Raw genomic sequence first — 12,721 nt, 5'->3', positions numbered from 1 at the left:
TCCAGCGGCTGGTGCGCCAGGTACTCGATGGAGCCAGTCCGCCACACCCATACGCCGTCGGAATGCAGGGAGGGACCACCGGGGATCGTCCGCCGTGCGTCGAACACCCCGGGGCTGTCACGGAGGTACCGGACCAGCCCGTCCCTGCCGGGCAACGCCCGCGTGGCCACGGACCCGTAGATCGACGGCAGTTGGCCGTGCTCGCCTCCGTACATCTCCCGGTACAACCCGACGGTTCCCAACTCCACCGCGCTGCCCTCCACTTCGGTGACCGCACTCCTGGACGACCCGCTTCGCGCCGGCCTTACCCGTCGGGGGACACAGCCGTCGCGACGAGCCGCGACGGGGCAACGGACGAACGCCTCGTCATCGGCGGCGGGCCGGAACGGCACGGGTCGGGCCGGCAGCGCACGACGGGTCTTCAGAGTCTGGCAGCGCCGCCTTCGGCTCTGCCGGTCAGCCAGTACCCTTCTCATGCCGTACGGGGGTGAGGGATCGCCGTGCCGAGCGGTCCTCGAGGGACCGCAGGAGACCGAGGGGGTACGAGAGTCATGGCCGAGGCAGACGTCCTGGTGGTGGGGGCCGGTGTGGTGGGGGCCTCGGTGGCGTATCACCTCACCCGGCTCGGGCATGACCGGGTGATGGTGGTCGACGCCCGTGACCGCGGTGTGCTGCCCGGATCGACCGGCCTGGCGCCCGGCTTCGTCGGCCAGCTCAGCGCCACGCCGGAACTGGCCGTGCTGGCCAAGGACAGTGTCACCACCTATCGCGCGCTCTCTCGGACCGCCCCGGCGCCAGTGTTCTGGCAGGTCGGCTGCCTGGAGATCGCCACCGGCCCCGCTCGCCTGGAACAGGCCCACCACGACGTCGAGCACGGGCGCCGCCTGGGCATCGAGGCCCGGGTGCTCGATGCGGACGAAGCCGTCGCGCTGGCCCCCGCGCTGGTGGACGCCGAACGGGCGCTGGGCGCGCTGCACATCCCCTCCGACGGTGCCGCCGATCCGGCCGCCCTGACGCACGCTCTGGTCGACGCCGCCGAGACGCGCGGCGCCAGGTTCCGCTGGAACACGCCCGTGCGCGCGTTGGAGGGCGACCGGGGCCGGATCGTCGGTGTCCGCGTGGGCAGGGACGCCGAACTGCTCAAGGCCGGACGGGTCGTGCTGGCCACGGGCATCTGGGGCCCGGTGCTGGCGGCGGACGCCGGGGTGCGGCTGCCCATGGTGGATGTCCAGCACCCCTACCTGTTCACCACCGAGGTGGACGGTCTTGACGACACCCCCATCGACACCCCGATCGTGCGCTACCCCGACCAGGCGGTCTACACCCGCCGCCACGGCCGCCGCTACGGGCTGGGTACCTACTCGCACGCCCCGGTGCCGCTGACCCCCACTTCCACGCTCACGTCAGCCGAACGCCCCTTCCTGGAGGCCGACTTCGGCGCCGCCCTCGCACAGGCCACCGCCCTCGTTCCGGCGTTCCGGAGGGCAGGCCGGGGACGTCGGCTCAACGGGGTGTTCGCCCTGACTCCCGACGAACTCCCGCTCGTCGGCCCCGCTGCCACGATGCCCGGCCTGTGGTTCGCGGAAGCGTCCTGGGTGACCCATGCCGGAGGTGTCGGCCGGCAGCTCGCGAACATGCTTCTGGAGACCGGCGACCTCGTCGTCGCACCGGAGCGGCTGGCCCCCGGCCGCTTCGCCCACTGGAGCGACGAGAAGATCCGCGAGACCGCGTTGAGCCACTACCGGGGCATCTACGACGCGCACTGACCAGCACCGGCACCGGCACCGGCTCCGAGGGGGGAAGCGGTTCATGGAAAGGTTCGAGACGGGGAGCCTGGCGCTCATGCCCGGCCAGAAGGTCCGGGCCACGGTTCTCGGCCATCACCCCTGGGGTGTGGTCGTCGAGATCGCCGGTCACGAGAACGCCGGTCTGTCGGCCTCCGTCGACATGATCGAGCACTTCTCCCGGACCACGGGCAGCCATGAGGAACTGCTCGCCCTCTTCCCTCCCGTCGGTTCGCGGATCGAAGCGGTGATCGAGCAGATCCACCGCTGGCATCCGCCGGTGTCGGTGCGGCTCAGCATCCGGCCCGCCGACCTGGAGTCGCTGACCTGGAGCTGCGACTTCTGCGGTGAACGGGTCACGTTGAGCCCAGGGGGAGACGCCCTCGTCCTGGACTCGCGGAGCAACGACGGTCCGGGAAGCCACACCCTCGTCTCCCACCGGCACTGCCTGGCCGAGCGGATCCACCCGGAGAACGCCGGAGAGCGGGCGCGAGCACTGCACATCGGGAAGATGTGCTGAGGCTCGTCGGGCCCGTGCCCACCGGCACGGTCGGGCTCGCCACCACACCGCCTCGGGCGTGCGTCGGCGTGGGGCTGTGCCGTCCGGCCCCGGCGGGCGAGCAGGACCGCCCGTCTCCGCGTCCGGGGAACGCCGTGGCCGGTGACGTCGTGGAGCCCGTACCCGGCCGAGAACCCCCGGCCGTGCAGGACGGCCGCGTGCCGCCTCCGCGACGGCGGCACGTCGGGAACCTCCTCGTTCCCGCTCATGGACGGGCGGGCATCGCCTAACCTGCTCCGCATGCCCGACGACACCACGCACGTGAGGCGTGACGACCGGCCCGAGGAAACCCGGCGAGTACGGCTGAGCCGGACGTTCGACGAGGACGCGGAGCTGTACGACCGGGCCAGGCCCGGCTACCCGCCGGCGCTGTACGACGACCTCGCGGAGGTCGCCGGTGCCCGCCCGGGCAGCCGGGTGCTGGAGATCGGCTGCGGGACCGGCCAGGCCACGGTGCCACTGGCCGGGCGAGGCTGCCGGATCACGGCCGTCGAGGCAGGACCGGGCATGGCCGCGATCGCCCGCCGCAACCTGGACGGGGCCGCGGGGGCGGAGATCGTCACGGCGGACTTCGAGAGCTGGCCGCTGCCGGAGGAACCGTTCGACGTGGTCCTCGCGGCGACCGCCTTCCACTGGATCGACCCGGCGGTGAGGACGGCGAAGGCCGCCGAGGCGCTGCGTCCGGGCGGGGCGCTCGCCGTGGTGCGCACCCAGCACGTGCGGGGCGGCACCGAGGAGTTCTTCGTCGAGGTCCAGCGCTGCTACGAGCGCTTCGACCCGGACACGCCGCCCGGGACGCGGCCTCCGGAAGCCGCCGCCGTCGACGGCTCGGACCACGCCCGGGAGGTCGCGCGCAGCGGTGCGTTCGGTCCCACGGTCTTCCGCCGCCACGAGCAGGACCTGACGTACACCACGCCGGAGTACCTGGAGCTGCTGCGCACCTACTCCGGCCACCGGGCTCTGCCGGAAGCCGCCAGGAACGGCCTGCTGAGGTGCATCGCGGACCTGATCGACGGGCGGTACGGCGGCCGGGTGACCAAGCGGTACCTCATCGAGCTGGCGGTGTCGCACCGCCGGTGACGCCGGCCGGCGTCACCGCGACGCTCGCCGGCGGCCACGGGGGAGGAGACCACCGGCCGCGCGGGGCCGGCCGTCAGGACGGTGGCTGGGTCACCTCGCACCAGACCGTCTTGCCGTTGCCCCGCGACTCGACCCCCCAGGAGGCGGCCAGTTCCTCGATCAGCATCATGCCGCGCCCGGACGTCGAGCGTTCCGTCGCCGCACGGCGCCGGGGAGAGACCGGGGACGCGTCGGCGACGGCCAGCCGCACGGCCGGGCGGCCGCCCCGGTCGGGGACCTGGGAGACGGTCAGGGTGGCGCCGCCGCGGGCGTGCAGCAGGGCGTTGGTGGCCAGCTCGCAGGCGAGCAGTTCCGCCGTCTCGGTCAGCGGTGCCAGCGACCACTCGGACAGCGCCGACCGCAGGGCCCGCCGCGCGGCGTGCAGGGAGTCGGGGTCGCCGGACCGGATCGGCACCTGGATCCGCCGGCCGGCCTCGCCGTCGTGCCGGCCGCGCCGCATCACCAGCAGCGCCACGTCGTCCTCCTCCCCGGTGTAGGCGCTCATGGAACCGAGCACATGGTCCGCGAGGCCGTCCGGGTCCGCCGGCCCCCCGGCGACCGCGCCCAGCAGCCGCTCGCAGCCGTGCCCGATGTCCGTGGCGCGTGCCTCGACGAGTCCGTCCGTGCACAGCAGCAGTGTGGAACCGGACCGCAGCACCGTCTCCGAAGCGGGGTAACCGGGCTGCGAGCCGGGCGACGACAGGCCGAGCGGAAGCCCGCCCGGAACCTCCAGCCAGGCGCAGGTGCCGTCCGGGTGCCGCAGCACCGGCTCCAGATGACCGGCGCGGACGATCACCGTGTGCCCGGTGCGCGGGTCCGTCTGCACGAGGAGGCAGGTGGCGAAGCGGTCGGTGTCCATCTCCGTGAGGAAGGCGGAGGCCCGCGCGACGACCGTCGTGGCGGGGTGCCCCTCGGCCGCGTAGGCGCGCAGCGCGATGCGCAGCTGGCCCATCACCGCCGCCGCCGTCACGTCGTGGCCCTGCACGTCCCCGACGACGGCGACCACCCGCCCGTCCGGCAGCGTCAGCACGTCGTACCAGTCGCCGCCGATACCGCCCCGCGCGCTCGCCGGACGGTACCGGGTCGCGAAGGCCAGACCCGGGGTGCGCGGCGTGTGACCGGGCAGCATCGCGTTCTGCAGCCCGGCCGCCAGCTCGTGCTCCCGGTCGTACAGCAGCGCCCGCTGCAACGACTGCGCGACGACCTTGGCCAGGGCGTTGAGCACCGTCTGCTCGTCGTGCGTGAACGACGTCCTGCCGTCGTAGACGAGACCGAGCGCGCCGATGGGGGTGTCGTGGGCGATCAGCGGCTGGTACACGGCGGCCGAGGCGCGGGAGAGCTCCGGCAGGTACGGCAGCAGCGCCGGGTAGCGCCGGGCCATTTCCTCACGGTCGGTGAGGAACACCGGCTCGCGGGTCCGCACCGCCTCGGCCAGGGGCAGCGCCCGGTCCAGCGGCGACAGGTGGAAGTCCCGCACGAGCGCACGGCTCAGCCCGTTCGAGCCGATCAGATGCATCCGCCCGTTGTCGACCAGCCCCAGGACGACGCCCGACGCGCCCAGCCGCTGCAGCAGCCGGTCCGAGGTCAGCGCCTCGGCGACGTCGTCCACCGTGATGGTGGGCACGAGCACGTCGCTGAGATACGCGACGATGTCGGCCTGCCGGCGCCGGTCCTGCAGTGCCCGCCGCAGCTGCTCGGTCTGGTCGATGGCCCGCAGTTCCTGGCTGGCGTCCCGCACGATGCCGATGACCTGCACCGGACGCCGCCGGTCGTCGCAGACGACGTGCCCCTGGGTGTGCGTCCAGCGCAGCCGGCCGCCCGGGTGCCGGACCCGGAAGTACAGACTGAACGCGGAGCGCTCCCGCAGCGCCCGCTCCACCTGCTCCTCGACCGCGGGCAGCTCGGCCGGCAGCATGCGCGCGCCGAGCGCGCCGAGACTGCCGTCGAACTCGCCCGGCCCGAAACCCATCACGGCGAGGGCGGCGTCGTCGTAGTGCATCACACCGCTGGGCACGTCCCAGGTGAAGCTGCCCATGCCGTTGACGGCGAGGGCCACGTGCGCGGCGGCCCTTCGGCCCTCCCGCCCGGCGGGGCGGCCCCCGGAATGCTCCATCGCTGCCTCCCGGCAGGTCGCGCGCGCCTCGGTGCGCCCCTGCCGGGACGGCCGGGCGCCACCGGACCGGCGTGTTCTCCTCCCATTCTGCGCGTGAGCCGCCCCGCGCGCAGATCGCCCCCTTCACAGGAGCGCGATGCCCGGTGGTACGGCCGGCCGGGCGCTCCCGGAGGACACGCGACCGCCGCCGTCGTGCCCCCCGGGCGGGCGCCGGTCCCCGCCCGTGTCTCCGGGCGGGCGCCGGGTACCCGCCCGGCAGCCCCGACGGGAGGATCCCCCATGGCCGGACACATCACCTACCGCAGGATCTACGAGGAGCCGTCGCCGCAGGACGGCAAGCGGGTGCTCGTGGACCGCCTGTGGCCGCGCGGCGTGAGCAAGGAACGGGCCCGCCTGGACAGGTGGCTGAAGGAGGTCGCCCCCTCGACCGGTCTGCGCCACTGGTACCACCACGACCCCGGACGCTTCGCCGAGTTCCGCCGCCGCTACGTCGCCGAACTGGAGGACCCGCAGCACGAGGAGGCGGCCGAGGAACTGCGCGCCCTGGCGTCCGACGGCACGGTCACCCTGCTGACCGCCACCAAGGACGCCGACCACAGCGAGGCGGCCGTACTCGCCCAGTGGCTGGACGACCACGCGCACCGGACGTGACGTGCCCCGGTCGTGACGTGTTCCCGGACGTGACGCGCCCCGGTCCCGGCGGACCGGGGCCGGCCGGACGCCGTCGGCCGCTCAGGCCGGCTTCCTGACGGTGCAGTGCAGGGAGTCGTCGCGCACGTCGGCGACGATCGTGTCCCCGGGCTCCGCCTCGCCGCCGAGCAGCAGGTCGGCGACGCGGTTGTCCAGCTCCGTCTGGATGGTGCGGCGCAACGGACGGGCACCGAACTCCGGCTGGTGCCCGTGGGCGGTCAGCAGCTTTTTGGCGGCCTCGGTGACCTCCAGCCTCATGCCCTGCGCGTGCACCCGGTGCTCGCTCCGGTCCAGCAGATGATCGACGATCTTGCCCAGGTCGTCCTCGGACAGGCCGTGGAAGACGACGATGTCGTCGATGCGGTTGAGGAACTCCGGCAGGAACCTGCTCCGCAGTTCGTCCATCAGCTCGTCCTTGAGGCCGGACACGTCGCCCTGGTGGTCGAGGATGCGGCGCGCCCCGATGTTGGACGTCATGACGACGACACAGTGCCGGAAGTCGACGGTGCGGCCCTGCCCGTCGGTGAGGCGCCCGTCGTCGAGGATCTGCAGCAGCGTGTTGAAGACGTCGGGGTGCGCCTTCTCCACCTCGTCGAACAGGACGACGCTGTACGGCTGCCGGCGGACCTTCTCGGTGAGCTGCCCCGCCTCCTCGTAGCCGACGTACCCGGGAGGGGCGCCGACCAGGCGGGCGACGGTGTGCTTCTCCTGGAACTCGCTCATGTCGAACCGGATCATGCGGTCCTCCTCGCCGAACAGCAGCTCGGCGAGGGTCTTGGCCAGCTCCGTCTTGCCCACACCGGTGGGGCCGAGGAAGAGGAAGGAGCCCACGGGACGGTTCGGGTCGCCCATGCCGGCCCGGTTGCGGCGCACGGCCCGCGAGACGGCGGTGACCGCCTCGTCCTGGCCGACGATGCGCTCGTGCATCTCCTCCTCCAGCCTGAGGAGCCGCTCCTTCTCACTGGCGGTGAGCTGGGAGACCGGGATGCCCGTGCGACGGGAGACGACGTCCGCGACGTCGGCGGCGGTGACGGACACGACACCCTCACGGCGCTCCTCGACGCCCGCCAGCTCGCCCTCCGCCTCGGCGATCCGGCCCTTGAGCTCCGCGGCCCGCTCGTAGTCCTGCGCGGCCACGGCCTGGTCCTGCTCCCGCCGCAGCCGGGCGATCCGGTCCTCCAGACCGGCCACCTCGGTGGACCGGCCGGCACTGCGCAGCCGCACCCGCGCGCCCGCCTGGTCCATCACGTCGATCGCCTTGTCCGGCAGGAACCGGTCGGAGACGTAGCGGTCGGACAGCTCCGCCGCGGCCGCCAGCGCGCCGTCCGCGAACCGCACCTGGTGGTGGGCCTCGTACGTGTCGCGCAGCCCCTCCAGGATCTGCACCGTCTCCTCGACCGTCGGCTCGGGCACCGTCACCGGCTGGAACCGGCGCTCCAGCGCCGCGTCCTTCTCGACGTACTTGCGGTACTCGTCGATGGTCGTCGCGCCGACCACGTGCAACTCGCCGCGGGCGAGGGCCGGTTTGAGCATGTTTCCCGCGTCCATCGCCCCCTCGCCCGTGGCGCCGGCGCCCACCACGGTGTGCAGCTCGTCGATGAACAGGATGATCTCGCCCCGTGCCCGCTGGACGTCCTCGATGACCTTCTTCAGCCGCTCCTCGAACTGCCCCCGGTACTGCGCGCCCGCCACCATCCCGGACAGGTCCAGGGCGACGACCCGCTTGTCCTTCAGCGTGCCGGGGACCTCGCCGGCCACGATGCGCTGCGCCAGCCCCTCCACGATCGCCGTCTTGCCCACGCCGGGCTCCCCGATGAGCACGGGGTTGTTCTTGGACCGCCGCGACAGGATCTCGACGGTCTCCTCGATCTCCTCGGCGCGTCCGACGACGGGGTCGAGCCTCCCCGCCCTCGCCTCCTCGGTCAGGTCCCGGCCGAACTCGTCCAGCGTCGTCGCGGGCTGCTTCGGCTCGGCCGGCCGTCCCTCGGCGCGGGCCGCCCGCTCGGTGAGGCCGGCCAGCCTCCGCACGTCCTCGCCCCCGGCCTTCAGCAGCCGGGCGGCCCCCGTGTCGGCGCCGTCCAGCAGCGCGCCGAGGATGTGCTCCGGCCCGATGTAGGACACCCCGGCCGCCTGGGAGCGGGCGTAGGCGGTGGTGAGGGTGCGCTTGGCGGCCGGGGTGAGGCCCGGCTCGGCGGACGGCTCGCCCGACTCGCGGGGCAGCACCGCCGCGATCCGGGAGGCGAGCGCGTCGGGGTCCGCGCCCGCCTGCGCGAGCAGCCCCCGCGCCGGGTCGACCTTCGTGGCCGCCCACAGCAGGTGCTCGGTGTCCAGGTCGGACGTCCCGTCCTCCAGTGCGCGCCGGGCCGCCAGATCGAGGAGTTCCTGCGCGGACTCGGTCAGCAGCCGTCCGATCGGCACCCGCTGCACCGCCGGCGGCGACGACGCGGGCGACATGCCGAAGAACCGGTTGAAGAGCTCACTGAACGGGTCGGGCGAGCCGAAATCGAAGGACGACATCGACATGACAGCTCCAGACGCGGCGAAGGGGGACTCCCACCGAAACGCGTCCCCCGAGACCCCGCAAGCGGAGCGGCCCGCGGGCCCCGCCGTGCCGTCCCCGCCAGCCGCGACCGGGGCGGCACCCGGCCGGCGGTCACCCGATGGCCCAGGCCCGGACGACCGGGCACCGTCCGGAACGGTATACATCGACCATATGGCGTTCTCGCCATGTTCCAGGTGCCCCGGGGGCCGGGCACCGGCATCGCGATCGTTCCCGGAAGCGCTCTCCGGCGGCACACGACGGACCACCGGGACGGCGACCGGCCCCCTCCGTGGGCGGAAGACGAGGAGAAGTACGGATGACGGTGAAGAAGGACGCGAAAGGGTCCTCGTCGAAGCGGGACGGAGGGAAGGGAAAGGGGAAGGAGAAGGCGGCGAAGTCCTCGGACGGAGGAGGGGCGGTCCGCAGCGCGTCGGCCCCGGGCACCGAGACCTGGCTCTCCTCCCTGATGCTCTCCCCGCGCGAGACCGAGAAACTGGTCGTCTACCAGGTCGCCGAGCTGGCCCGGCGGCGACTGAGCCGGGGCACCAGGCTGAACTTCCCCGAGGCGATCGCGCTGATCTGCGAGGCGCTGATGGAGGCCGCCCGGGACGGCAGGACCGTCGCCGAGGCGATCGAGGCGGGCAAACAGGTCCTGACCCGGGACGACGTCATGCCCGAGGTGCCCGACATGGTCACCCTGGTGCAGGTCGAGGCCACCTTCAAGACGGGGACCCAGCTGGTCTCGGTACCCCACCCCATCCCGTGACACCCCGATCCCGCACACCCTCTCCCGCGCCCCGTCGTCCCGTGGCCCCCGGCCCCGTGACACCCCGCCCACCGGGCGCACCCGCCTGTACCGAGGCCGGATCCCCAGCCGGGCCGGCGACCCCTTTGTGGAGGCCCTTGTGAACGTCCCTGGCGAATGGCTGCTCTCCGACGAGCCCGTGGAGATCAACACCGGCCGGCGCACCGTGCGGACGAAGGTCCGCAACACCGGGGACCGCCCCGTACAGGTCGGTTCCCACTTCCACTTCTTCGAAGTCAACCGGGCGCTGGAGTTCGACCGGACGCAGGCGCTGGGGATGCGGCTGAACGTGCCCGCCGGCCAGGCGATCCGCTTCGAGCCGGGGGACGAACGGGACGTCGAACTCGTCGAGTTCGGCGGCACGCGACGGGTGACCGGCTTCAACGGACTGGTCGACGGGGCGGTCACGGCCCGCCGGACCGTCGAGCGGGCACAGGCGCGCGCGGCGGAACACGGGTTCACCGGTGAGGGCGGCCCGGGGGCGAAGCGCTCCGGAACCGTTTCCGACGAGGTGGCGGAGGGCGGGCGATGACCTCGATCCCGAGGCGGACCTACGCCTCCCTGTACGGGCCGACCACCGGCGACCGGTTCCGCCTGGCCGACACCGACCTCATCGCCCAGGTGGAGCGCAGCCTGCTGGTGCCGGGGGAGGAGGTCGTCTACGGCGGGGGCAAGACGGCCCGGGACGGCATGGGCCAGGCCCCGGGCCTGCGCAACGCCGACGGCGTCCTGGACATGGTGATCACCGCGGCGGTCGTCATGGACCCCGTGCTGGGCATCGTCAAGGCCGACATCGGCATCAGGGACGGCCGGATCGCGGGGATCGGCAAGGCCGGCAACCCCGGTGTGCAGGACGGTGTGGACCCCGCTCTGGTGGTCGGCCCGGGCACCGAGGTGATCTCCGGCGAGGGACTGGTGGCCACCGCCGGCGCGATCGACGCGCACGTGCACTTCCTCACCCCGGCACAGGTACCGCACGCGCTGTCCAACGGGATCACCACGCTCATCGGCGGAGGCACCGGCCCGGCGGACGGGTCCCGGGGCACGACCTGCACCCCGGGGCCGTGGAACATCGCCCGGATGCTGGAGTCCACCGCGACGCTGCCGGTGAACATCGGCCTGCTCGCCAAGGGCAACAGCAGCGGACCGCCGGCGCTGCGCGAACAACTGGAAGCGGGCACCTGCGGGTTGAAGGTGCACGAGGACTGGGGCGCCACCGCCTCGGTCATCGACTGCGCGCTGGGCGTCGCCGACGAGTACGACGTGCAGGTCGCCATCCACACCGACTCCCTCAACGAGTGCGGCTACCTCGCCGACACCATCGACGCGATCGACGGACGGACGATCCACACGTACCACACCGAAGGGGCCGGCGGCGGGCACGCGCCGGACATCATGGCGATCGCCGCGCTGCCCCACGTGCTGCCGTCCTCCACGAACCCGACCCGGCCGTACACCGTCGACACCAGCGACAACCTCTTCTACATGACGATGGTGACCCACCACCTCAACCCGCAGAACCCCGAGGACGTGGCCTTCGCCCAGTCCCGCATCCGCGGGGAGACCCAGGCGGCCGAGGACGTCCTGCAGGACAGGGGAGTGCTGTCCATGTTCTCCTCGGACTCGCAGGCCATGGGGCGCATCGGGGACACCGTGACCACGGCATGGCGCACCGCGGACAAGATGAAACGCCAGACCGGCAAGCTCGAGGGCGACCCCGCGGAACACGACAACAACCGGATCCTGCGGTACCTGGCCAAGTACACGATCAACCCCGCCCTCACCCACGGCGTCGGGCACCTGATCGGCTCCCTGGAGCCCGGCAAGGTCGCCGACATCGTCCTGTGGCCGACCAACACCTTCGGGGTCAAGCCGAAGTACGTCATCAAGGGCGGCATGGTCGCCTGGGGCACCATGGGCGACCCGAACGCCTCCATCCCCACCCCGGAGCCGGTCATGCTGCGCCCCATGTTCGGCGCCGAGGGCAAGGCCGTCGGACGCACCTCGATGACGTTCATGTCCAAGGCGGCGGTCGACGCGGGCGTCCCCGACCGGCTCGGCCTGGACCGGTGGGTGGAACCGGTGCGCGGCTGCCGCACCGTGGGCAAGCAGCACATGGTCCGCAACGACGCGACACCGGAGATCCGCATCGACCCCGAGACCTACCAGGTGTACGTCGACGGGCAGTTGGCCACGGTGGACCCGGCCGACCGGGTGGCGATGTCCCAGCTCTACTACATCGTCTGATGACCGGCCCGCAGACCCCTTCGTCCGGGACGGCCCCGGTACGCGCCGCGCCCGGCCGCCGCCCGCACGACGACGGGCTGCGGGCGTTCCTCGGCAGCCTCCAACTGGCCGACTCCGCCTTCCCCAGCGGCCGTTACACCCTCTCCCACGGACTGGAGGCGTTCGTCCAGGCCGGACTGGTCGACCGCTCGACCCCGCCGCAGACGCTGGCGGACCTGCTGGCCGACCAGGTCCGCCACGGGATCGGCCCCTCCGACGGGACGGCACTGGCCTGCGCGCACCGCGCCGCAGGCGAGGCGGACGCGACGGCGCGGGCCGGACGGGTGGACACCCGGCTGAGCGAGGTCAAACTGCCGCGGGAGGTACGGGAGAGCTCGGTGCGCACCGGCCGGGCACTGCTGGCCACCGCCACCGCGGCCTTCGGTGACGGGACGGTCGCCGCGTACGCCCGACAGGTGCGGTCCGGCCGCCGGCCCGGCAACGCCGCGGTCGTGCTCGGCCTGGTCACCGCCTCCCTCGGCATCAGCCGCGAACACGCCGTCGCCGGGGAGCTGTACTCCTTCGCCTCCGGCTGGCTCACCGCCGCGGTCCGCCTCGCCGTCATCGACCACCGCGCCGCCCAGGCCCTGCTCCACAGGGTCGCACCCGTCCTGGCGGAGACGGCCCGCGCCTCGTGCACGGCGGGCGTCGACGACATCACCGCCTGCACCCCGTTGATCGACATCATGAGCATGCGCCACGAACGCGCGTCCCTGCGCCTCTTCATGAGCTGACCGGACACCTGCCGCGAACCCGCCAGGAGGAACTCCATGGGGCACTCCCACCCCCACCCCCACCCTCACGACGACGCTTTTGCCGCCGG

Annotated in this window: 10 protein-coding genes; 8 read left to right on the top strand and 2 right to left on the bottom strand. The window is 73.1% G+C overall.

Annotated elements, in window-relative coordinates:
• Window positions 1-551 precede the first annotated feature (551 nt).
• The 3 genes from ACFYOJ_RS00595 (at window position 552) to ACFYOJ_RS00585 (ending at window position 3,423) form a co-directional block, all read left to right on the top strand.
• On the top strand, window positions 552-1,766 hold the full coding sequence (locus ACFYOJ_RS00595) for an FAD-dependent oxidoreductase (protein WP_356552385.1): 1,215 nt from the start codon (window positions 552-554) through the stop codon (window positions 1,764-1,766).
• 43 nt (window positions 1,767-1,809) lie between these two features.
• Window positions 1,810-2,304: a hypothetical protein gene (locus ACFYOJ_RS00590; RefSeq protein WP_356552386.1), complete on the top strand. Its 495-nt coding sequence runs from the start codon at window positions 1,810-1,812 to the stop codon at window positions 2,302-2,304.
• Window positions 2,305-2,583: 279 nt separating this feature from the next.
• The gene (locus tag ACFYOJ_RS00585; RefSeq protein WP_356552387.1) at window positions 2,584-3,423 is read left to right on the top strand and encodes a class I SAM-dependent methyltransferase; all 840 of its coding nucleotides are present in this window, start codon (window positions 2,584-2,586) and stop codon (window positions 3,421-3,423) included.
• A gap of 73 nt (window positions 3,424-3,496) precedes the next feature.
• Here the strand turns inward: ACFYOJ_RS00585 and ACFYOJ_RS00580 are convergent, their stop codons facing one another.
• A complete protein-coding gene (locus ACFYOJ_RS00580) occupies window positions 3,497-5,575 on the bottom strand; it encodes a SpoIIE family protein phosphatase (protein WP_356552389.1) in 2,079 nt (692 codons plus the stop codon).
• A 279-nt stretch (window positions 5,576-5,854) separates the two neighbouring features.
• Here ACFYOJ_RS00580 and ACFYOJ_RS00575 point away from each other — a divergent pair, with 279 nt between their 5' ends.
• Complete coding sequence (locus ACFYOJ_RS00575) at window positions 5,855-6,226, top strand: DUF488 family protein (protein WP_356552390.1); 372 nt, start codon at window positions 5,855-5,857, stop codon at window positions 6,224-6,226.
• Between the two features lie 81 nt (window positions 6,227-6,307).
• Here ACFYOJ_RS00575 and ACFYOJ_RS00570 read toward each other — a convergent pair whose 3' ends face one another.
• A complete protein-coding gene (locus ACFYOJ_RS00570; RefSeq protein ID WP_356552392.1) occupies window positions 6,308-8,788 on the bottom strand; it encodes an ATP-dependent Clp protease ATP-binding subunit in 2,481 nt (826 codons plus the stop codon).
• Between the two features lie 482 nt (window positions 8,789-9,270).
• Here ACFYOJ_RS00570 and ACFYOJ_RS00565 point away from each other — a divergent pair, with 482 nt between their 5' ends.
• From ACFYOJ_RS00565 to ACFYOJ_RS00550, 4 genes are all read left to right on the top strand, one after another.
• Entirely contained in the window at window positions 9,271-9,573 is a 303-nt protein-coding gene (locus ACFYOJ_RS00565; protein ID WP_356552577.1) for an urease subunit gamma, read from the top strand.
• Between the two features lie 139 nt (window positions 9,574-9,712).
• Complete coding sequence (locus ACFYOJ_RS00560) at window positions 9,713-10,144, top strand: urease subunit beta (protein WP_356552394.1); 432 nt, start codon at window positions 9,713-9,715, stop codon at window positions 10,142-10,144.
• Window positions 10,141-11,859, top strand: a complete 1,719-nt coding sequence (gene ureC / locus ACFYOJ_RS00555; protein WP_356552396.1) for an urease subunit alpha — start codon at window positions 10,141-10,143, stop codon at window positions 11,857-11,859. Before ACFYOJ_RS00560 ends, ureC begins: the two co-directional genes overlap by 4 nt.
• On the top strand, window positions 11,859-12,632 hold the full coding sequence (locus ACFYOJ_RS00550) for an urease accessory UreF family protein (protein WP_356552397.1): 774 nt from the start codon (window positions 11,859-11,861) through the stop codon (window positions 12,630-12,632). The genes ureC and ACFYOJ_RS00550 overlap by 1 nt, the downstream gene beginning before the upstream one ends.
• Window positions 12,633-12,721 lie beyond the last annotated feature (89 nt).

It is taken from the genome of Streptomyces sp. NPDC006384 (genome assembly GCF_042870695.1).
Taxonomy (GTDB): domain Bacteria; phylum Actinomycetota; class Actinomycetes; order Streptomycetales; family Streptomycetaceae; genus Streptomyces.
The sequence above is the reverse complement of the archived record's forward strand: the minus strand, read 5'-3'. Positions and strand labels throughout refer to the sequence as shown.

Coding starts and splice junctions, on each gene's coding strand:
- ACFYOJ_RS00595 (WP_356552385.1), top strand. CDS start 552: ATGGCCGAGGCAGACGTCCTGGTGGTGGGGGCCGGTGTGGTGGGGGCC.
- ACFYOJ_RS00590 (WP_356552386.1), top strand. CDS start 1,810: ATGGAAAGGTTCGAGACGGGGAGCCTGGCGCTCATGCCCGGCCAGAAG.
- ACFYOJ_RS00585 (WP_356552387.1), top strand. CDS start 2,584: ATGCCCGACGACACCACGCACGTGAGGCGTGACGACCGGCCCGAGGAA.
- ACFYOJ_RS00580 (WP_356552389.1), bottom strand. CDS start 5,575: ATGGAGCATTCCGGGGGCCGCCCCGCCGGGCGGGAGGGCCGAAGGGCC.
- ACFYOJ_RS00575 (WP_356552390.1), top strand. CDS start 5,855: ATGGCCGGACACATCACCTACCGCAGGATCTACGAGGAGCCGTCGCCG.
- ACFYOJ_RS00570 (WP_356552392.1), bottom strand. CDS start 8,788: ATGTCGATGTCGTCCTTCGATTTCGGCTCGCCCGACCCGTTCAGTGAG.
- ureC (WP_356552396.1), top strand. CDS start 10,141: ATGACCTCGATCCCGAGGCGGACCTACGCCTCCCTGTACGGGCCGACC.
- ACFYOJ_RS00550 (WP_356552397.1), top strand. CDS start 11,859: ATGACCGGCCCGCAGACCCCTTCGTCCGGGACGGCCCCGGTACGCGCC.